This is a genomic window from Enterococcus sp. E5-162 (genome assembly GCF_035725965.1).
In the GTDB taxonomy this organism is placed as follows: domain Bacteria; phylum Bacillota; class Bacilli; order Lactobacillales; family Enterococcaceae; genus Enterococcus_B; species Enterococcus_B lactis.
Genome location: NZ_JAPRFV010000001.1, coordinates 383,604 through 405,095 on the forward strand (window position 1 = coordinate 383,604; position 21,492 = coordinate 405,095).

Annotated in this window: 21 protein-coding genes; 6 read left to right on the forward strand and 15 right to left on the reverse strand. The window is 39.1% G+C overall.

Features of this window, described 5'->3' with window-relative positions:
• Positions 1–137 precede the first annotated feature (137 nt).
• From OZZ83_RS01845 to OZZ83_RS01855, 3 genes are all read right to left on the reverse strand, one after another.
• Positions 138–1,031 carry a glucosaminidase domain-containing protein gene (locus OZZ83_RS01845; RefSeq protein WP_123830436.1) on the reverse strand — a complete coding sequence of 298 codons (894 nt, stop codon included), beginning with the start codon at positions 1,029–1,031 and terminating at the stop codon, positions 138–140.
• Positions 1,032–1,277: 246 nt separating this feature from the next.
• Positions 1,278–3,275 carry a transketolase gene (gene tkt, locus OZZ83_RS01850; RefSeq protein ID WP_002309376.1) on the reverse strand — a complete coding sequence of 666 codons (1,998 nt, stop codon included), beginning with the start codon at positions 3,273–3,275 and terminating at the stop codon, positions 1,278–1,280.
• 101 nt (positions 3,276–3,376) lie between these two features.
• The gene (locus OZZ83_RS01855) at positions 3,377–3,628 is read right to left on the reverse strand and encodes a DUF896 family protein (protein WP_002309377.1); all 252 of its coding nucleotides are present in this window, start codon (positions 3,626–3,628) and stop codon (positions 3,377–3,379) included.
• Positions 3,629–3,774: 146 nt separating this feature from the next.
• Here OZZ83_RS01855 and lexA point away from each other — a divergent pair, with 146 nt between their 5' ends.
• Entirely contained in the window at positions 3,775–4,398 is a 624-nt protein-coding gene (gene lexA, locus OZZ83_RS01860; protein WP_002309378.1) for a transcriptional repressor LexA, read from the forward strand.
• A gap of 177 nt (positions 4,399–4,575) precedes the next feature.
• Complete coding sequence (locus OZZ83_RS01865) at positions 4,576–4,794, forward strand: hypothetical protein (RefSeq protein WP_002297436.1); 219 nt, start codon at positions 4,576–4,578, stop codon at positions 4,792–4,794.
• Between the two features lie 221 nt (positions 4,795–5,015).
• Here the strand turns inward: OZZ83_RS01865 and OZZ83_RS01870 are convergent, their stop codons facing one another.
• From OZZ83_RS01870 to obgE, 7 genes are all read right to left on the reverse strand, one after another.
• Entirely contained in the window at positions 5,016–5,528 is a 513-nt protein-coding gene (locus OZZ83_RS01870; protein ID WP_002295813.1) for an adenine phosphoribosyltransferase, read from the reverse strand.
• 13 nt (positions 5,529–5,541) lie between these two features.
• Positions 5,542–7,839, reverse strand: coding sequence for a single-stranded-DNA-specific exonuclease RecJ (gene recJ / locus OZZ83_RS01875; RefSeq protein ID WP_167779330.1), 2,298 nt, complete (start codon positions 7,837–7,839; stop codon positions 5,542–5,544).
• Positions 7,840–7,980: 141 nt separating this feature from the next.
• The gene (locus tag OZZ83_RS01880) at positions 7,981–8,424 is read right to left on the reverse strand and encodes a lipopolysaccharide assembly protein LapA domain-containing protein (RefSeq protein WP_002309380.1); all 444 of its coding nucleotides are present in this window, start codon (positions 8,422–8,424) and stop codon (positions 7,981–7,983) included.
• A complete protein-coding gene (locus OZZ83_RS01885) occupies positions 8,425–9,213 on the reverse strand; it encodes an SDR family NAD(P)-dependent oxidoreductase (RefSeq protein ID WP_002309381.1) in 789 nt (262 codons plus the stop codon).
• On the reverse strand, positions 9,210–10,151 hold the full coding sequence (rnz, locus tag OZZ83_RS01890; RefSeq protein WP_002344194.1) for a ribonuclease Z: 942 nt from the start codon (positions 10,149–10,151) through the stop codon (positions 9,210–9,212). Before rnz ends, OZZ83_RS01885 begins: the two co-directional genes overlap by 4 nt.
• Before the next feature lie 174 nt (positions 10,152–10,325).
• Positions 10,326–10,913 (reverse strand): hypothetical protein, encoded by a 588-nt coding sequence (locus OZZ83_RS01895; RefSeq protein WP_002309384.1) that lies wholly within the window; start codon positions 10,911–10,913, stop codon positions 10,326–10,328.
• A gap of 164 nt (positions 10,914–11,077) precedes the next feature.
• Entirely contained in the window at positions 11,078–12,391 is a 1,314-nt protein-coding gene (gene obgE / locus OZZ83_RS01900) for a GTPase ObgE (protein ID WP_278023279.1), read from the reverse strand.
• Positions 12,392–12,679: 288 nt separating this feature from the next.
• Between obgE and gap the strand changes: the two genes are divergently transcribed.
• Positions 12,680–13,690, forward strand: a complete 1,011-nt coding sequence (gene gap / locus OZZ83_RS01905; RefSeq protein ID WP_002309387.1) for a type I glyceraldehyde-3-phosphate dehydrogenase — start codon at positions 12,680–12,682, stop codon at positions 13,688–13,690.
• 85 nt (positions 13,691–13,775) lie between these two features.
• On the opposite strand, the gene OZZ83_RS01910 is transcribed toward gap, so the two are convergent.
• Both OZZ83_RS01910 and OZZ83_RS01915 read right to left on the reverse strand, forming a co-directional pair.
• Positions 13,776–14,711 carry an alpha/beta hydrolase gene (locus OZZ83_RS01910; protein WP_002344193.1) on the reverse strand — a complete coding sequence of 312 codons (936 nt, stop codon included), beginning with the start codon at positions 14,709–14,711 and terminating at the stop codon, positions 13,776–13,778.
• A gap of 162 nt (positions 14,712–14,873) precedes the next feature.
• The gene (locus OZZ83_RS01915; RefSeq protein ID WP_002309391.1) at positions 14,874–15,968 is read right to left on the reverse strand and encodes a DUF871 domain-containing protein; all 1,095 of its coding nucleotides are present in this window, start codon (positions 15,966–15,968) and stop codon (positions 14,874–14,876) included.
• Positions 15,969–16,156: 188 nt separating this feature from the next.
• Here OZZ83_RS01915 and OZZ83_RS01920 point away from each other — a divergent pair, with 188 nt between their 5' ends.
• Positions 16,157–16,909 carry a peptidylprolyl isomerase gene (locus OZZ83_RS01920; RefSeq protein ID WP_002313811.1) on the forward strand — a complete coding sequence of 251 codons (753 nt, stop codon included), beginning with the start codon at positions 16,157–16,159 and terminating at the stop codon, positions 16,907–16,909.
• Between the two features lie 125 nt (positions 16,910–17,034).
• Here OZZ83_RS01920 and fabZ read toward each other — a convergent pair whose 3' ends face one another.
• The gene (gene fabZ, locus OZZ83_RS01925; protein ID WP_002309395.1) at positions 17,035–17,475 is read right to left on the reverse strand and encodes a 3-hydroxyacyl-ACP dehydratase FabZ; all 441 of its coding nucleotides are present in this window, start codon (positions 17,473–17,475) and stop codon (positions 17,035–17,037) included.
• Positions 17,476–17,693: 218 nt separating this feature from the next.
• On the opposite strand from fabZ, the gene fabI reads away from it, so the two are divergent.
• On the forward strand, positions 17,694–18,449 hold the full coding sequence (fabI, locus tag OZZ83_RS01930) for an enoyl-ACP reductase FabI (RefSeq protein WP_002309397.1): 756 nt from the start codon (positions 17,694–17,696) through the stop codon (positions 18,447–18,449).
• A 110-nt stretch (positions 18,450–18,559) separates the two neighbouring features.
• On the opposite strand, the gene OZZ83_RS01935 is transcribed toward fabI, so the two are convergent.
• Complete coding sequence (locus OZZ83_RS01935; RefSeq protein WP_278023278.1) at positions 18,560–19,612, reverse strand: branched-chain amino acid aminotransferase; 1,053 nt, start codon at positions 19,610–19,612, stop codon at positions 18,560–18,562.
• Between the two features lie 125 nt (positions 19,613–19,737).
• On the opposite strand from OZZ83_RS01935, the gene OZZ83_RS01940 reads away from it, so the two are divergent.
• A complete protein-coding gene (locus OZZ83_RS01940; protein ID WP_002313813.1) occupies positions 19,738–20,658 on the forward strand; it encodes a mechanosensitive ion channel family protein in 921 nt (306 codons plus the stop codon).
• A 278-nt stretch (positions 20,659–20,936) separates the two neighbouring features.
• Here OZZ83_RS01940 and cbpB read toward each other — a convergent pair whose 3' ends face one another.
• On the reverse strand, positions 20,937–21,437 hold the full coding sequence (cbpB, locus tag OZZ83_RS01945; RefSeq protein ID WP_002309404.1) for a cyclic-di-AMP-binding protein CbpB: 501 nt from the start codon (positions 21,435–21,437) through the stop codon (positions 20,937–20,939).
• Between the last annotated feature and the right edge of the window lie 55 nt (positions 21,438–21,492).

The window sequence follows — 21,492 nt, forward strand, 5'->3', positions numbered from 1 at the left end:
AATTCCTCCTTGTCTTTGCTCTTCCCTACTTATCATAATACAATCTGTTCATTTCTGGCGAGTGATTCGTCTTTGACTAGTAAAAAAAAAGACAAAGATATACCAGATATGGTCGTTTCTTTGCCTTTTTATCTAAATCACACGTTTAATTCTTGTCCGACTAATAAAGAATAACTGGACATGGACATGCCGTTTTTCGCCATTAGATCATCAACAGACATGCCAAATTTTTGTGCAATATCCCATAGCGTATCTCCTGATACAACTGTATATGTTTGACTACTATTTGTATCCGTACCTGTTGTCGACGATGATGATGACGTTGAAGTCGTCGTAGTAGTTGTTGTTGTTGTACTTGTAGTTGTTGTTGTCGCCGAACCAGTTGATGGTGTATCAAAACGGGTTAAATTATAAGTATTAATCAATGAGTTCAATTTGGTTCCATAATCTGGATCAGTAGCGTAACGACCTGTCAAGTACGCTGTTGCATCATAAAAACTTGTTGTATTGCTTTTCCATACACCAGCATAATGATAATCGCCTGTTGAAAAACTGGTTGAACGAAGAACATTTGCGTGGTCTTGGAAGGATTCCCAATAAGAAGAATATTTTCGGAATGGTTCATTCATCGTTACCCATTGTCCGTTTACATATTCTTTGGTTGCCATATAAACGACCTGTCCGTTATAGCTTCCTTTTACACCGAACAAATTATAATTGGGCGCACTAGCTAATCCGGAAGTACCATATGTACTTTCCAACAACGCTTGAGCGATCATGACTGAAGCATACAAGTCATTACTTGCAGCAACTTCTGATGCAGACCAGCCGATTTGATCGATAAACGCTTGAGGATCAGCAACTGTTTGAGATCCTTGTTCATCTGCATGAACACTTTGCGGTACCGCTGTAACCATCATCGGCCCAACTAAAAGACTCGTTCCAATTAAAGGAGCAATCGCTTTTTTATTGATCACCATGTTTCTTTTAGGTCTATGGTGTCGGGCACTGCGGGTCTTCAGCTCTTGCATTCAAATTCCTCCTCAAAATAAAAAAACTTACTAAAAAGTTCTCTTCTTAAAACAAACTTAATTAATTAAATTATACTTTTAATTCTCAAGAAACACAAACTAATCCGAAGAATTCTTTGTTTTGTCATTTAAATGTAATATAAAAGAAAACGAAAAGTAACATTGATTTATTCTTACCACCACATAAAAAACAGCTGCCTCCAACTTGCAGACAGCTGTCTTTATCATTCAAACAATGATTGGTGTCTATGATAATTGATTGTACGTATTCACAACATTTTCTACTGTAAATCCAAACTCTTCTAAAATTTTAGCACCAGGAGCAGATGCACCGAAATGATCGATGGTAATCGTTGTTCCTTCTGTACCCACATAGCGTTCCCATCCGAATGATGCAGCAGCTTCGATCGCCACGCGTTTCTTCACTGCTTTAGGAAGTACGCTTTCTTTGTATTCAGAAGATTGTTTTTCAAACAGGTCGAAGCTTGGCATAGAGACAACAGAAACATCTTTCCCGTTTTCTGCCAATTCTTTTTGAGCTTTCACGGCTAAATCAACTTCAGAGCCAGTTGCAATCAAAATACCTTCTGGTGTTTCTCCTTTAGCTGGAGAAAGAACGTATGCGCCTTTTTTGACCATTTCATCTGCTACTTCTTTTGTAGAAGGCAATACAGGAAGGTTTTGGCGGCTCAATACAAGGATAGTAGGCGCATCAGTAGTCTCCATCGCCACTTTCCAAGCAGCACGTGTTTCATTTCCGTCTGCTGGACGAATCACTTGGACACCAGGCATGCAACGAACAGAAGCTAATTGTTCAATCGGTTCGTGTGTTGGTCCGTCTTCTCCGACAGCAACGGAGTCATGTGTCAAAACGTAAACAACAGGCGTATGTTGAATCGCTGCTAAACGAACAGCTGGTCTTAGGTAATCGACAAAGACAAAGAATGTTCCGCCATAGATACGAGTTCCGCCATGAAGTTGGATACCATTCATAGCCGAAGCCATCGCAAATTCGCGAACGCCAAACCAGATGTTACGTCCTTCATAATGTTCAGGAGTAAAATCTTTATCAGCAGCTACCATTGTATTATTGGAACCTGATAAATCTGCTGAACCACCCCAGAAACTTGGTATAGCTTTCGATAATTCTTGGATGACTTCTTTACTTGAAACACGGCTTGCTTGACTGCTTCCCACTTCATAAGTTGGCAATTCTGCATCCCAGTTTTCTGGCAGTTTTCCATCAAAGGCATCTTCAAATTGTTGTGCTAATTCAGGATAAGCTTTTTTATAATTGGCAAACATTTCATTCCACGCATCTTCAGCTTTTTGTCCTTCTTCTATCATTGTTTGATGGAAGCGGGCAGCTACTTCTTCGGGAACAGTGAAGTCTGGATAATCCCATCCGTAAACTTCTTTAGCCATCTTGATACCATCTTCACCAAGAGGAGCACCATGAACAGCAGATGTTCCTTCTTTAGGAGCACCGTAGCCGATGACTGTTTTTACTTCGATCAACGTTGGTTTATCTGTTTCAGCTTTTGCTTCTTCAATCGCTTTAGAGATTGCTTCTAGGTCATTTCCGTCTTTCACTAAGATATGTTGCCAGCCATATGCTTCATAACGAGCACCAACATTTTCTGTGAACGCTTTTGAAGTTGGACCATCTAATGAAATATCGTTTGAATCATATAAAACGATTAATTTACCTAACTTCATATGACCTGCCATCGAACTTGCTTCTTGAGAGACTCCTTCCATCAAGTCTCCATCCCCACAAATTGCATACGTATAGTGATCCATTACGTTGAAGTTTTCTTTGTTATAAGTGGCTGCAAGATGTGCTTCTGCCATCGCCATACCAACAGCCATTGCAATTCCTTGGCCTAATGGGCCTGTAGTAGCTTCTACACCATCTGTATGATGGACTTCAGGATGTCCCGGTGTCTTAGAATCCCATTGACGGAATTGTTTCAAATCATCAATTGTCACTTGATAGCCAGCTAAATGAAGTAAACTATATAACATTGCTGACCCATGTCCTGCTGAAAGAATGAAACGGTCGCGATCAGCCCAATTTTTCGATGTCGTTGGATTTACTTTCAGGTGTTTTGTCCATAACGCATATGCCATAGGTGCTGCGCCCATCGGCAATCCAGGATGTCCTGAGTTTGCTTTTTGGACTGCTTCAATACTTAATGTACGAATTGTGTTAACGCCAAGTTGGTCAATTTTGTCAAACAAAATAACCCCTCCTATTAATTTAGGTTTTTTTTACCTTTATTTCTTACACTCTCATTCTATAAGATGTCAAACGAAAAAGCAATCATTTTCAGTATTTTTTACTAAAAGTTGTCATTTCGGTTGTGTAAGCCTTTTTTCTTTTGGATTTCTTTTAATTTTTCCGGGGTCACGTCATTGCCCTCAGGATCGACGATTTTCATTCCTTCGATATGATGACGCATACCGGAACGAAAAGCTTCCAAATACTCTTTACGCAAGTTGATTTGTTCTTGTTCTTCGGCTTTCGAGAGACCATTTTCCTTCTTTTTACGTGCAAGTTCATTGATCCGCTCTATTTTTTCAGGTGACAGCATGCTCAGCCCTCCTTTTACTCTCCTTCATATTATATAAAAACTGAAAAAAAAACAACTAGATAAACTAAATAAAATACGAACATTCGTTTGATTTAGCGCTTTTTATATGGTACTATTTATTTATCAAGTGAAAGAAGGTGTACCTTGTGGCCCGACAAACTGAATCAAGACAAATTGAAGTCTTACGTTATATCCATGAACAAGTAACCCAAAAAGGATACCCGCCAACTGTCCGTGAAATCGGGGAAGCTGTTCAGCTTTCTTCTACTTCTACTGTTCACGGTCATCTTGCACGGCTTGAAAAAAAAGGGTTTATCCAAAGAGATCCGACGAAACCTCGTGCAATCGAGTTGACAAAACAAGGTTTAGAAAAGATTGGGATTCGTCCAACAACTATTCCAGTACTTGGCGTAGTAACAGCTGGAGAACCAATTTTAGCAGTAGAGGATGCTTCGGACTTCTTTCCGATCCCTCCTAATCTTTCTTCTGAAGAAGGCAGTCTCTTTATGCTGACGATTCGTGGAGATAGTATGATCAATGCTGGAATTTTGGATGGCGACAACGTGATCGTTCGGAAGCAGGAAACTGCACAAAACGGTGATATCGTCATTGCAATGACTGCAGAGGATGAAGCGACTTGCAAACGATTCTATAAAGAAAAAAACTACTTCCGTCTTCAACCTGAAAACGACTTACTCGAACCAATCATTTTAGATCAAGTATCTATATTAGGACGAGTAGTAGGGCTTTATCGTAGTCATATCTATTAATTAGTACTAAAAAAGAAATTTTTTAAAACCGAGTTTGAGACCATTGTCTCAAACTCTTTTTTCGCCCAAGTTCTTCTTCTTTCAAATTTTTATCGCTTCCCTCTTTACAAACCGAACAAATATTCGTATACTAAATACACGAACAATTGTTCGCATAAATTAACGAGGTGAGAATTCATGAAATCAATGAGACGTCTTGGCTTAGTATTAACTGTTTTGTTTTTAGGTATTATTATTGGTAATTTCGGCATACGTCCAGCTTTACTTGTGTTTGTTCCGTTATTTACTTTGTGGTTCATGTTGTGGGATGAAAAGAAGTACCGTCAATCTGAGCGGCGCAGAATTCATGAAGATCATTTCTATCATGAACCCTACTACAGATCCAGGCAATCATAATGAGGATTGACTGCTAATTGTTCAAAAGACAAAAAGTTAAACTTTTACGAGGGTGTGACAAAAAATGGTCACATCCTTTTTTTCGAACTTTTACTGGACTTTGACTGGCTCCATTTATAAAAAAATAGCGACCCTCAAGCGTCAGAGTGCCTATCTGACTTTTGAGGGTCGCTTCAAAATCGCTTCTTTATAAATTATAAATCATAAATCGCTTTTTCTGCTTAATATTCCATTAATGTAATAATGTCGTATCCTTTGATTTTGTCGCGTCCATGGAGATCCATCAATTCGATTAAAAATGCGCAGCCTACGACTACACCACCTAATTGTTCGATCAGTTCGATTGTCGCTTTGATCGTTCCACCTGTAGCCAGCAAATCGTCACAAATCAGCACACGCTGACCTGGTTTAATGGCATCCTTATGCAATGTCAATGTATCTGTTCCATATTCTAATCCATAAGTCACTTCGATGGTTTCTCGAGGTAATTTTCCTTTTTTGCGGACTGGTGCAAAACCGACTCCTAACTCATAAGCAACAGGACATCCTACGATGAACCCACGTGCTTCTGGTCCAACTACCATATCAATTCGTTTTTCTTTTGCATAATTTACGATTTGCTTCGTAGCTTCCCGATAAGCATCACCATCTGCCATCAGCGGGGAAATATCTCTGAACACAATTCCTTTTGACGGATAGTCGGGAATACTGGCAATATAATCTTTTAAATCCACTCTTTGTTTCCTCCTAGGTTGTTAACCATTTCTTTATGGTAGGAATATCGCTCAAAAGCAAAAATTCCTCAACTTTGATTTTATTTAGCCGCCGCTGGTATAATTTGCTCTCAGTCAAAGGATGACTTTCTGGGCTGGCGACTTTTTGTAAAACACCGTTCTCTATTGTAACAAATTTCAATTCAAAAAACACCTGTATCATAAAAATTAATAATTTTTCAGGGATACGCAAATATTGAGCTACTGCTTTTATTTTATGACGTATATCTATTCGTTCTTGAGAATGGATCAATTTAAACAATTTTGCGTACTGTTCTCTTGTGCCTACCCCATTCAAATAAGCCTCATCAGGTGAAATCCCCATCAGATAAACACGATTGAATGAATAAGACCCAAAGACTTCTTTCAGCTTTGCTAAATCATCTGGACAATCCATAATAACCAGAGATTTCGGTTTTCTTTTTTCAATTACTGCGTGTATAAAGTCCATTCCTTCGAAAACAATCGCCGTTTCTTGGATGCGCTCCGGCACGAATTTCAATGTCGAAGAATCAAAAGCTAAATAAAGACTGTCTTCAGATGTTCGGCTCTGTTCACGGAAACGTTTTGCCCGCCAATCAAATACCTGCAGACCACCTACTGCAAAATCAGATACCATCAGTTGTGGTTTCTTACGTCCATTCCATTCATTGATCGAAAGCTTTCCTACTACATCTACTAGATTATTCAGCAGTTCTTCTTCTTGAGTTCCAAAACCAAAAGCGACCGCATCAAGCTGACTAGATTCATCGGAAAGGACAAATTTCAGATGCTGTTGGTTTGCTCCGATTTTTTTGACATTCGCTGCTTGGACTTGCCGAAATAAAAATTGAGGTAAAGGATTATCTGTACCAAATGGCGCTAATAATTTTAGTTCATCAATACGCTCTACTGTTACTTCATTCGGAAGTAGCACTTCATCAATTCTTAATTCAGGTCCTCTTGTCAAATCGATTTGACAATCGACTATATATTGGTTCATCTTTTCCTGTAGTATTGTGACATTTTCACTTGGCATCGTTAACCCGACTGCTGCATGATGTCCTCCAAAATAAGTAAATAGATCCCGCATCTGGTCAAGCATTTCAAAAAGGTTCAAGGCTTCAACACTACGTCCAGAACCTTTAGCTGATCCGTCTTCTTTTAAAGTAAGAACAAGCGTTGGTTTACCAGTTTCGTTCATTATTTTTCCAGCAACAATACCTAAAACACCTTCATGCCATCCTCGGTTTACCAATAGATGGATATGATTCTCCTTATTGACCATTGCTAATGCTTCTTCTGTTATCTGCTCTACGATTGCTTTTCTTTCTTCATTGATTTCATTCAATTTTTTTGCTTGAATGGATGCCTCTTCTTCGTCAAACGTTGCAAGCAATGAAACGGCAGGTCGCGGGTCACCCATTCGACCAATGGCATTTAGTCTGGGCGCAATCGAAAAGCCGATCGTTGTTTCGTCTGCATCCCTCATTTTTATGCCGCTTTCTTCAAACAGTGCCTGAAGTCCTATCCGTTCTGAATGATGGATGGCATCGATTCCTAATGAAACAAGGATTCGATTCTCATCAGTCAATGAAACTAAATCGGCGATTGTTCCTATCGCTACTAAATCCAAAAATTCTGCAGGTGGTTCTTCCAACAATGCAGAAGCTACTTTGAATGCTACTCCGACTCCTGCCAGATCTGGAAATGGATATTGCCCCGCTGGATGACGAGGATGAACAATCGCATAGGCGTCTGGTAATTTCTCAGGTAGTTCGTGATGGTCTGTAATGATCACGTCTACACCAGCTTGCTGAGCATATGCTACTGCATCATTTCCTGCTACCCCGTTATCAACAGTGATAATCAACTGGATGCCTTTTTCGATCTTTTCTTGGTATACCGATCGATTTGGTCCATACCCGTGCTCAAATCGATTTGGCAAAAATACTTCTACTTCTGCGCCAAGTAATTCCAGTGTTTCTTTCATTACCGTTGCACTGGTGATTCCGTCTGCATCATAATCACCGTAAACGAGGATTTTTTCTCCACTGATTACAGCTTCTTGTATTCGACTGATTGCTTTATCCATATCGTGCATCAGATACGGATCATGTAGTTCTTGTTCCTTTGGATGTAAAAATCGGTTGATATCCTCTTCCTCATGGTAACCTCTTTGCCACAGTAACTTACCGACAAATGGAGATAATTTCAGTTCACGGATCATTTGGAGAAAGGATTCAGAAGGCTCTGTCTCGCTTAACTTCCAATCAAAATTTGCTTGTCTCACTTTCTCACTCCTAACTTAGTTATTATAGCAAAGGAAATCAGCAAAAAAAAGCAGAAAGAAAGAATAAAAATAGATCAGATCCGCTAGACTGATGTTCAGCAAGACCCGATCTTTTATACGACCATTTATGAAATATCCCTATTAGTCAAAATAATTGAAGCTTTGTTTTGGTACTTGCGTTTTTTGTTCTTCCGGCGCTTTCAATTGACTGATTTGTGTTGTTTTCGCTTGTAATTCCGCCTGGTAAGCAGCTTCCAACTCCGCGCGTTCGTTTCTAAACTCGCGTTGCTGTTCTTCTTTTGCTTCTTCAATTTTCTTTTGCAGATCTGTTTGGTATTCTGATATTTCCTGAGTCAGCTGCTTGATTTGCTTTTTTTGCTGCCATAGTGTTGCCGAAGCAGTCAAGAATACGATCAGTGCACCAATCAGCGCAGAACCGATGATCACTAAGATCAACGGTGCAGAAAAGGAAGTGAAGCCAAAACTTACAGGGACATTTTTATTGTTCAATACAGCAAAAAGAACAATAATCAAAACTAAGATAAATCCAAGAATCACATTGCTTTGCTTTTTCAATTCCTCCACCTACTTTTTGTTAAAAATTCCGCTGGCTAAATAATCACCAATCGTTGGAAACAGCGTATAAAATTTTGATGCAACTTCTAAAATAAACGGTTGATTGATTTCCCGTTTTGGATGTCTCATATTGCGGACAATCATTTTTGCCAACTTAGTAGGTTCTAAAACGATTTGCCCGACTTTTTCCAAATAGCTTCCGCTTGGATCAGCCTTGTCAAAGAAATCTGTCTCGATTGGACCTGGATTTACTGTCGTAACAGCTACACCAAGTGGTTTCAATTCTAATCGCAAGGCGTTGGAAAAGCCAAGGACTGCAAATTTCGTGGCAGAATAAACCGTTGATTTTGCAGTTGCCATTTTCCCAGCCATTGAGGCGATATTAATAATATGTCCTTGTCTTCTTTCTGCCATATTGATCGCAAATTTTTGTGTCAAAACCATCATTCCTAAGATATTGACTTCAAACATATCGTACGCTTTTCCGAGATCGAATGTAAGGAAGTCCTCGAAAATACCAAAACCAGCATTGTTTACCAGAATATCGACACGTCCAACTTCTTCCATTACTTTTTCATATAGTTCATCCACACTATAAGGATCGCTGACGTCTACTTTGAAAGCATAAGCCTCTTTGCCACTCAAGCGTCTGCACTCGTCTCTGACACCTTCTACAAATGCCATTCTTCGTGCGCAACTTATAACGATTGCTCCTTGCTTTGCTGCTTCATAACAGATTTGCGCGCCTAGACCACCTGAACTACCTGTTACTAAAACAACTTTATCTTCTAAATTCATGCCTCATCCTCCTCACGAAATGGTATCTCAATGCTATCAAAATCTTTCATGATCGTTGTGTTTTCAAACACTTCTTTTGCTTCTTTTTCAAGCTCTAGAGCTGCTTTTCCTAAATATCTTGCACTGATATGAGTAAGCAACAACCGTTTTGCCTGCGCTTCTTTTGCTACTTCAGCAGCTTGATGAGTCGTGGAATGGAAATAGTTATGCGCCATTCTTGCTTCATCTTTATTAAATGTGCTTTCATGTACCAGAATATCACTGTTTTCCGCAAGCACAACAGAATTATGTGTTTTTCTCGTGTCCCCCAAAATAGTCACGATCCGCCCTTTTTTATTTGGGCCTACGAAATCTTTTCCATTGATCGTCCGACCATCTTCTAGTTGGACCGTTTCCCCTTGCTTTAGCTTGCCGTACAGTGGTCCAGCGGGAATGCCTAATTCTTTCAGACGATCCACCTGCAATTCTCCTTTATGATCATGTTCAACCACACGATAACCGAAACTGTCGATTCCATGATTTAGTTTTTTTGCATAAACAGAAAATTGCTGATCAGTAAAAATCGGGTCTGTTTCATTTAACTCGATGAATTTCAGCGGATAACTTAACCGTGTTTGCGAAATGCCTAAAGAGACTTTTATGTATTCCTCTATCCCTTTTGGCCCGTAAATCTCTAATGGCGTATCCCCACCTTGAAATGAACGGCTGCTGATGAGTCCAGGAAGCCCAAAAATATGATCGCCGTGTAAATGTGTAATGAAAATTTTTCCGATTTTTCTCGGACGGATAGTCGTTCGCAAAATCTGCATTTGCGTGCCTTCACCACAGTCGAATAACCAAACTTCATTACGTTCGTCTAAAAGTTTCAATGCTATGCTTGTCACATTTCTATGTTTTGCAGGAACACCTGCGCCTGTTCCTAAAAATTGTAATTCCATAATCTACCTGACTTTCTTTAAGTTCCTCTTTAATTTTAGGGGAAAAAGATAGGATAATCAACCGTAAGTCGAGAAAGGCTTCAAATAAAAATAATGTTCTTCTGTGATAACGTTTTCTTTAAACTCCATTGTAAAAACAGCAGCGAATCCTTTTGAGATTCTCTGCTGTTTTTATTAATTTGAAGATTCGGAACTCTCATTGTCATCGGAAGATTGCGGATGTTTGTCCTCCCAAGTCTTTTGGGCAGCTTCTTTCGCCTGCTTTTCGGCTTCCTTCGCATCATGCACATCTTTTTCGACATCTTCATAATCCAAACGGGTGATTTCTCCGCCTAATTCCATCATCACTAATTGATTCAATGGACGATTGTCTTCTTCATCCGCAATCAAAATCAGTCCTGTAGCTCCTTCACCGATTTTATTTCCTACAAAGTCGAACACAGTCTGAGCATCTTTTATTTCTTTTGCATCTTGTGTCGCACCGATCATCCCTCCAGCAAACCATCCTAATAGAATCCCTAGCGGCCCACCTAATACGCCAACCAACATACCAATCAACCCACCAGTAGAAGATTTGTTATTACCAGTAAAGTCGATAAAATCTTCTATTTTGAATTGATGGGTTCCATTGGGATCATGGCTGACAACGGCCATCTGTTCTCCTTTGATCGAACGAACAGCATGGAGTTTTTTGATTTCTGAAAATGCCTGATATGCTTGGCTTTCTACTTGAAAATTTAAAATGATTACTCGCTTGCTCATTGAAAACGCCCCTTTCATACCTTCTTGTTATTTATTTTACCTTTAATTGTAAAATAAGAAAAGAAAAGCACTCTTTTCTACCTAATAAAAAAGGAGAATGGCCTCAGCCATACTCCCCTTAGATTTGAAACTATATTTTTTGGTATTTGTTTTTATTTGTTTGCCTATTCGACAAATTCAAATTCAAATTCACCGATACGGACAAGGTCGCCATCTTTCGCCCCACGTGCTCGAAGTGCCTCATCCACACCCATACCACGTAATTGACGAGCAAAACGCATTACCGTTTCATCATGATCGAAATTCGTCATTTGGAATAATTTTTCGATCTTCTCACCGGATAAGATCCACGTTGCATCTGAATCACGATCGATTTGGAACTCAGGACCTTCTGGATTGAATCCATAGTGTACAGTTTCTTCTTCCAGTTCTTCCTCGTACAATGGGAATTCTGGCGTTACTTCTAACAAGTCTGCTGTAGCATTCAATAACGCATCCAATCCTTGTCGAGTCACTCCAGAGATTGGAAATACTGGGATATCATCAGCGAATTCGTCTTCTTTTTCCTTGTTCAGCTGTTCTTTGAATTTCAATAGGTTTTCCTGTGCATCCGGCATATCCATTTTGTTAGCCACGATGATTTGCGGACGCTCTAACAAGCGTAAGTTGTAAGTAGATAATTCTTTGTTGATGGCAAGATAGTCTTCGTAAGGATCTCGTCCTTCCATCCCACTCATATCGATCACATGTAAAATAACTCGCGTTCTTTCGATATGACGAAGGAATTGTGTACCTAGCCCAACACCTTGCGAAGCTCCTTCAATCAACCCTGGCAAGTCTGCTGCGGCAAAACTTCTGCCATCACTTGTAGTAACCATTCCCAAGTTAGGGACTAGTGTCGTGAAATGATAAGCGCCGATCTTTGGACGAGCAGATGAAATCACCGATAGCAAAGTCGATTTTCCAACAGATGGAAAGCCTACAAGCCCAACGTCTGCCAATACTTTCAATTCCAGTTCGATTTTTCGTTCTTGTCCTGGTTCCCCGTTTTCAGCAATTTCCGGTGCAGGGTTCCGAGGAGAGGCAAACCGAATATTTCCTCGTCCGCCACGTCCCCCTTTCGCCACAACTAGTGTTTGACCATTTTCAATTAAGTCTCCTAAAAGAGCACCAGTCTCTGCATCTCGGACAGTGGTTCCTTGCGGTACTTTCACATAGGTATCTTCTGAACCACGGCCGTGCATCCCTTTACTCATTCCATTTTCACCTGGCTGCGCTTTGAAATGGCGATTAAAACGAAAGTCCATCAATGTACGCAAACCTTCATCGACGACCAAGATGACATCACCGCCACGACCACCGTCTCCACCAGCCGGTCCGCCGTCAGGAACGTATTTTTCGCGACGAAATGCAACCATTCCGTCTCCGCCCTTGCCAGCTTTCACATCGATCGTTACTTGATCTAAAAACATGGACATAATTAAGTCCTCCTATTATTCAATTTATTTATTTGACTGCCTGAATTTCCACAATAAACAAAAGTCTTCCTTATTTTATCGGTGAAATCTGTTTTTGTCTATCATTTCAGCAAAAAGATTGATTGCCTTCTTCTTTTTTTATTATTTGGTAAGGTTTCCAACCATTTTTCTGCTATCGAGTATAATTTTTTGACAAAATATGCTTTGCGTAGCAGAATAACAGTGTATTAATTGTATTAATTGAGGATGCCGTTTCATAGCACCCCTAATAAAGGAGGAACTTTTGATATGACAGTAAAAGTAGGTATTAACGGATTTGGGCGTATCGGCCGTCTGGCTTTCCGCCGCATCAAAGAAGTATCAGATGATATTGAAGTAGTAGCAATCAACGACTTAACAAGTCCAACTATGTTGGCACAATTATTGCAATTTGACTCTACTCACGGTACTTATCCTGGCACAGTTACTGCAACAGAAGACTCAATCGTAGTGGATGGCGAAGCAACGCGTGTTTATGCAGAACCCGACGCAAGCAAAATCCCTTGGGTAAAAGAAAACGGTGTAGATATCGTACTAGAATGTACTGGTTTTTATACATCTGAAGAAAAAGCAAAAGCACATTTAGATGCTGGTGTCAAACGAGTAGTTATTTCTGCCCCAGCTGGTGCAATGAAAACCATCGTCTATAACGTCAATGATGATACATTAGATGAAAACGACCGAATCATCTCAGCAGGTTCATGTACAACAAACTGTTTAGCACCTATGGCTTATTTCTTGAATAATGAATTTGGGATCGAAGTTGGTACAATGACAACAGTCCATGCCTACACTTCAACCCAAATGCTGTTAGATGGACCAGTAAGAGGCGGTAATTTACGTGCTGCTCGTTCAGCTGCTGACAACACTATTCCACATTCTACTGGTGCTGCAAAAGCAATCGGCTTAGTTATCCCTGAGTTACAAGGAAAATTACAAGGACATGCGCAACGTGTTCCAGTCGTTGATGGTTCATTAACTGAATTAGTTTCAGTATTGAAAACCAAAGTAACTGCTGATCAAGTAAATGAAGCAATCAAAAAACACACAGTTGACAATCCTTCATTTGGGTATGATGACCGTCAAATCGTTTCTAGCGATGTCATTGGCACAACTCAAGGATCGATCTTTGACCCAACCCAAACAGAAGTAACAACTGCTGGTGATTTCCAACTTGTCAAAACTGTTGCATGGTATGACAATGAGTACGGATTCACTTGCCAAATGATTCGCTTACTAGAAAAATTCGCTAACTTGTAATTTAATAAATCAAACAATAAAACAAGCCATTGACTGGGTCCAGTCAATGGCTTGTTTCTTTTTATCCTCTTGCATTTAAACTAGTTCAATGAACATATTGGCTTAAAAACTGTTGGACTACTTGCTGATACTTTTCAGGATCTGTCTTGTATGCTTCCGCATGCTCGGCTCCTTTTACAACATACTTTTCTTTTGGTCCCTTCGTTGCACGATAGACCTTATCCAACATTTCAAATGGTACAAATGTGTCTGCGTCTCCATGTATAAATAGCATTGGACGCTGGTTTTTCTTCAATTGATCCACTGCACTTGCCTCACCGAAAAAGTAGCCGGCACGGACTTTTGTTACTAGACTCGTTACTTGCATAAGCGGAAATGCTGGAAGACTAAACATATCGTCTAGCTGATACGCAAGCTCATCATGGACAGAAGAATAACCGCAATCTTCAATAATTGCTTTTACGTTATTTGGTAATTTTTCTCCGCTAGTCATCATGACAGTTGCTGCCCCCATGCTGACACCATACAGAACGATTTCTTGCGAGTTTCCATTTTCTTCTAACACTTTGTTGATCCACTGCACATAGTCTTTACGCTCTGGCCATCCAAATCCAATATAATCCCCTTCGCTTTTTCCATGCCCTCTTGCATCAGGAACAAGGACATTGTAGCCCATATCATGGAACATCTTTGCATAATTGGTCATCGTTTCAGCATCTCCCATGTAGCCATGAGCAACTAGAGCTGTTTTTTCACTTTTCGTTTCAGCAGGAAGATAAATCGCTGATAATTTCAGACCGTCTTTCGAAGTGATTGTCCAATTGCTTCGGTTCTCTTTTGAACTAAACCACTTATGTGCATCCGTTTCTTTGGATGTCTGTGTTGTACCTGGTGTATCTTCATCTAAAAAGTCTTTCTCAGACGGCACGACAGCATAATTATAAAAATAATTCCCTGCAAACAATAGCGCAATGATTAGAACTAGGGCAACGCCTAGAAGGATTTTCATCCAAAGTTTCATAAATTATCCATCTCATTTCTCTTTTTTCATCTAACCTTGAATTAGTATAATCAAAGAATCTCTACTATGCAATGTTCATTTTTATAACCTATAAAAAAACAAAATAAAAAAGCAGAAATAACTGGCTATTTCTAGCGGATTATTTCTGCAGCAACTCATTATCTATTTTTTATTTTCAATTAATTTAAAGCTTGACCAAGGTTTCAAAAAGTCAAGGAGGAACAGTTCGTCATCAGAAATTCTTCCTACAACATTGACCCGACCGTCATTTTTCATGTCCTTCAAGGCGATTTGTGTTTCTCCCTTATATTGACCATACCCATCATTATCAATCAGCACATCACCATGATGCATATCTCGCGTATTATGAGGTGGAAAATCTTTTTCTTTATAATATACACGAGTCATCGTCGAACGAAGGATATACTCTGAGCGATCTCCTCGATAACTGTGGAGGTTGTCAAATAAGCAGATTCGTTCGTTTTCTGTAATCCCTTCTTCCGTATCTACTTTCAATGTTGGATAATCTGCATTAAAAGCTTCTGCCATTTCTTTCAATTCTTCTTCGCTTGCATACGCATTTCCAATAGAAATATCATCAATCAGCCCTGTAAGGATCAAATGCTTCACTTGTGTAGCAATCTCAAGGTCTCGGTGGTCTTCTAGTGTGCACAAGCCATCTTGTGTAGGCCAAGGGCCAAACTCAGCGGATTGCGAATTGACGAACGCCATCGTATTCAAATTATATTTTCTAAATTTTTCTGAACAAAAAACAAAATGGTCGTAGCCTAAACCAGAATATCGATGAGGATAAAAATTATGAGAACCTAATAAATTATCCGTGTTTGGCGAATAACTCATGATGTTGTCAACATAATTCGTGCCCGAACTCATATTGATCTCGATTTTGATACCGAAAGGATTACGCGTCATTTTTGCTTCTTCTGCTCCGGTGAACCCGATATCTAAGCGAACTCCATAGGCACCCATCTTATGGAAAAAAGATAAGTCATCGTAAGAAATCTCCAACTGTTCAAATAACGCTGGATTGATATCCACCATTACTTCCATGCCTAGGCTATTCGCATAATCAACTACTTCTTTAAATTCTGAAAGAACTTTTTCTTTGTCGTCGTTGATTTGCAGTAAACTGGTAAAAACCCGTTTATACCCATACTTATGAGCTAAATCCAAGTACGCTTTGTCCTTTTCAAATGTTGATCGTTCTGGATAAATCGAGATTCCTAATTTTCCCATATTACCATTTCCTCCTGCATCTTTTCGTTTTTGTATCCACTTACATTATAGCAAAGACAAGACAAATGGTCTACACCTTTTCTTTTTCTTTTAAAATAAATGATAAATTCCAATAATTTAAGTAGGTATTTCTCCTCTATTTTGTTATCATTAAAGATAACAAAATAGTAAATTGGAAAGGAATAGTTATGAAGAAAAATAAAGTTATTTTAAGTATTAGTTTAGCTGCAGCATTATTGTTTGCTGGTTGTTCCGCAAACAGTACGACTTCTCCTAGTTCATCCGCTGAAAGTTCAAAGAGTACATCCACTGCGGAAAGTACAACTGCCAGTAGTGTCGATTTGAATGCATTGGAATTGCCACAATTGACGAAAGATGTAGCTGAAAATGAAGATTTGGTCGAAATGGTGACAAATAAAGGCACAATCAAAATCAAATTATTCCCTGAATATGCACCTAAAGCAGTTGAAAACTTTATGACACACGCAAAAGATGGTTACTATAATGGCTTGACTTTTCACCGCGTCATCAAAGATTTCATGATCCAAGGCGGCGATCCTAAAGGCGATGGCACTGGAGGCGAAAGCATTTGGGGAGAAGGATTTGAGACAGAGATTAACAACCACCTTTACAATATAAGAGGTGCGTTATCTATGGCTCGCTCACAAGATCCTAATAGTAACGGCAGCCAGTTCTTTATCGTTCAAAATTCAGATGACATGCATGATGGTCTTTTAAAAGATGATTACCCTCAAGCGATTATCGATGCTTATAAAAACGGCGGTTATCCTTCCCTTGATGGTCAGTACACTGTCTTCGGTCAAGTGATTGAAGGAATGGATGTCGTGGATGCTATTGCAAATGTCGAAACAGATAGTTCAGACAAACCAAAAGAAGAAGTAAAAATTGATAAAATCAATATACTGCAAGAAGCAAAATAAACAGAACATAAAAATAACGTCTGAATCTAGCAAATATGACAAAATGTGCTAGATTCAGACGTCTTCTTTTTACATAAAAAAGCAGGTAAGCATCCTTCTATTTTTCTATAGCAACTTTTTTATGATCAAGCATTTTGGTTGACGATGAACGTGAATTCACACTCACAGACTTTTTTATCATCTACATATGCTGCAGATAACGCTGTACCGACTGACCCCTTCATTTTGGTGATTTCAAAATGACATTTCAGTACATCTCCTGGAACAACTTTTTGACGGAATTTGGCCTTATTGATTCCACCTATATAAGCTCGTTTTCCTAGGAACTCTTCTGATTTTAGGATAAGAATCGAACCTGCTTGTGCCAGTGTTTCTAGGATCAACGCACCCGGCATCACTGGATTGTCAGGAAAGTGACCTTGGAAAAAATCTTCATTGATCGTTACATTTTTTGTCGCCACGATCTTTTTTCCTGGTTCTAATGTATCTACATAATCAATATAACAAATAGGATAACGATTAGGGATCAAGTCCATTACTTCAGTAGCAGATAATACGTAAGACATAACTAAACTCCTTCTTTCAGGCAATTGCCATTTTCATTACTTTGACTATCAAAGTATCATATTCCTAAATATTTAGCAATCTTTTTTTAATTTAAGAAAAAATAGTTTGACAATCAAAACATTTTGACTAATAATTAAGAAATCAAGAAGTTATTTTAGCTATTATTTTCTATTTTTTACGACTATCAAATTTTTATCAGAAACAAAGGAGAGTCATTATGTCATTTCTAGAAGGAAAAAAAATCGTCATCATGGGCGTCGCTAACAAAAAAAGCATTGCTTGGGGGTGCGCTGAAGCAATGTTGAAACAAGGGGCAGAGATTATCTATACTTACCAAAATGAACGAATGAAAAAATCATTAGTCAAATTGGTCGGCGAAGAAGCATTCACTGTAGAATGTGATGTTTCTAGCGACGAAAGCATCGAAAAAGCAATGAATGCCATCGGTGAATATGCTGGAGAGATCCACGGCCTTGTCCATGCAGTTGCTTACGCCAACAAAGAAGAATTGTCTGGAAATGTGTCTGATATTTCCAGAGACGGCTATCAATTAGCTCAAGATATCAGTAGCTACTCTTTGATTGCTGTATCAAAATACGCACAACCGTTTCTTGCACCAAATAGCGGAATCGTTAGCATGACTTATCTAGGTTCAGAGCGCGCAATCCCGAATTATAACATGATGGGTATCGCGAAAGCTTCTCTTGAAGCAGCTATCCGTTATTTGGCAGCTGAGTTTTCACCTAAAGGCATCCGAGTCAATGGTATTTCAGCTGGAGCAATCAAAACATTAGCTGTTACAGGGGTTAAAGACTATCAAAAACTTATCCAGTTATCTGAATCTCGTACGCCTGATCAGCAAGGTGTAACGATCGAAGAAGTCGGTAATGTTTGTGCTTTCTTGATTAGTCCTCTTTCCAGCGGAATCATCGGTGATATTATCTACGTTGACAAAGGTGTCCATCTTTCATAATCCTTTTGTTGCATTCTTTAAAGCAAAACATATAAAAATCAGGAAAAAACTTTTTAAAGTCTCTTCCTGATTTTTTCTTTTTTACGTTTTTTCAACTTATTACTTTGAAATTATTCCACGACTTCAATCCAGCCTTCTGGTGCTTCTATGTCCCCGAATTGAATACCTGTCAATTCATCATACAACCGCTTTGTTACTGGTCCTACTTCCGTTTCGCTATAAAATACATGCAGGTTGTTATTGTGATAAATCCCGCCGATTGGAGAAATAACAGCCGCTGTACCACATGCACCAGCTTCTGCAAATTGATCTAGATCATCAATGAAAATATCTCCTTCTATTGCTTGAAGTCCTAGTCGTTCTTCAGCTAATTGCAGCAAAGAATATTTCGTGATACTTGGTAAGATAGATGGCGATTGCGGGGTGATGAATTTTCCGTCTTTCGTAATCCCAAAGAAATTTGCTGCCCCTACTTCTTCGATTTTCGTGTGTGTGGCTGGATCAAGATAAACACAATCTGAGTAATCCAGTTCTTTTGCTTCTGTTCCTGGAAGTAAACTTGCTGCGTAATTTCCGCCGACTTTTGCTGCGCCAGTTCCCTTAGGAGCAGCACGATCGTAATCAGATACAATAAAGTTCGTTGGTTTTAGCCCACCTTTGAAATACGCTCCTACTGGCGTACAGAAGACGATAAATAAGTATTCTGGAGCAGGATGGACACCGATGTTTTCACCGACCCCAATCAGTAAAGGACGCAAGTATAATGTAGCGCCTGTTCCATACGGAGGCACGAAAGCTTCATTTGCTTTTACCACTTGCTTAACAGCATCAACGAACATTTTTTCAGGGACCATCGGCATCAGCAAGCGTCTAGCACTTTGATTCATCCGACGACTATTTTGTTCAGGTCGAAAGAGATTGACCTTCCCGTCTTTTCGACGATAAGCTTTTAGACCTTCAAAACATTGCTGACCATAATGAAGCGCTGGAGAGCCTTCATGAATCGTCAGGTAATTATCTTCTGTCAATTCCCCTTCTTCCCATTGTCCGTCTTTCCATTTGGCAATGAAACGCCAAGGAGTTTTGATATAAGAAAATCCTAAATTATTCCAATCGATTTGCATATATTTACCACCTTCGTTATTTTCTCCACATTTTATCATTATCCATATTGTTTGTCATTTTATTTTCAGCTTTTTTCCTTCATTATAGTTATTTTTGCTATTTCCTTTTTTGAAAACTTCTTGGTACAATACAGAAAGAATCAAATTTTAGAAAAGAGGATTTTATGTTTTCATTATTAGCAACTGCCGGTACGACAGACTCTTCTGGCGAGACATTGACAGATCAAGCTGTCAGCAAAGTAAATGCGTTTCAGCGGTTTTGGGACGGGATTGATTGGGACGCTATTTTGGCTGCCTTTATCCAAAAAAGTTTATATCTGGTTTTTTTGATCATCCTTTTTTGGATTCTTCACCGTGTGGGAAAATATCTGATTGATAAGTCTTTTAATCAGTATTCTAAAAAAGCCATTCTAAACGAGAGCCGCTTAAAGACTTTACATAGTCTTTTAAATACTATTTTTCATTATACCCTTGGTTTCTTCTTTATCTATGCAATTTTATCTGCTATCGGTGTACCGATCGGATCACTTTTGGCTGGTGCCGGAATTGCAGGTGTGGCGATTGGTCTTGGTGCCCAAGGGTTCATGAGTGATGTTATTACCGGATTTTTTATTATCATGGAACAACAGATGGATGTTGGAGACTACATCAAGTTAGCAAACTTAACGATTGAAGGAACCGTCGTATCTGTTGGTATCCGTACCCTTCAGCTAAAAGCAACGGATGGTACTGTCCATTTCATCCCGAATCGAAACATCACCACGATCAGCAATCTTTCTCGTGCAAATATGCAAGTACTTTTAGATATCCGGATCGTTCCTGAAGAAGGATATGACAAAATCTATGAGATCATTGATCGAGTAAATCATACATTAGCTGAAAAATACCAAGAAGAGCTTCAAACTGAACCTTCCATATTTGGTTTAGTGGATCTTGGTAATAGTAATTTTGCTATTCGTACGGTCTGCTACGCATTGAACGGAAAACAATATGCCTTAAAAGAAGAGTTTTTGAGCTCCTATGTCAAAGAATTGACAGCTTCTGGGTTCACGATTCCGAACAGTCCAATTGCTGTCGGAAAATAATTTGGTCAAACGATGCAACGGATCTCACTAAAAAGAGCGTGGGACAAAAGTAAAGAACACTTTTGTCCCACGCTCTAAACACGTATAAACGGCGGAAGTAGAAGCAAATCCTTCGGAAATAGCTGAAATTCACAAAAATTTGAAAAGCAATTTTCGTGAATTTCAGCTTATTCCTTGGAGTTAAACGCTTCTGTCCCAGCCTCTTTTTCAAGATAAAGTCAAAACTGGTACGTTTTTGTTTCTACTTATTTTTTGATTATCTTTCAGTTTCTCGTTCTTTAGCTCACAATATCGATTTGTTCTTTTAATTCTTCGATTTTTGGAGACAATATATTGCGACGTTCTAATTCATGCACCATGAAGTTTACGGCTTTAAGCAGCTCTTTCCTTGTGATGATTCCTTTGAAAACCCGTTCTTCTGTGACAACCGGTAAAAAAGGCGAATCAACTAACAAATGGAGTACTTCTTCTAGTTCCCAATTTTCATCAATCGTCGGAACATCCGTTTCTGTTACATCAGCAACTGTTAGTCCTTCTAAGGGATCCATGCTGATTGTTTGCAAGTCAATCATTTTATTGACCACATCTGATAAACTTACTAGTCCTACAAAGTGATCATCTTTTCCTAATACAGGAATTTTGGAATAACCGACCTTCGATAAGACAAGTAAACCATGGGATAATGGATGATGATACATAACATTTGCCACATTTTCTGCAGGAATCAAAAACGTTTCCTGATTTTCCAGCAGCATTTCTCTTACTATAGGTCCAATCATCTGATGGCCTCCATTTCTATTTCATTCAACACTACTATTTTACCGAAACCGGATG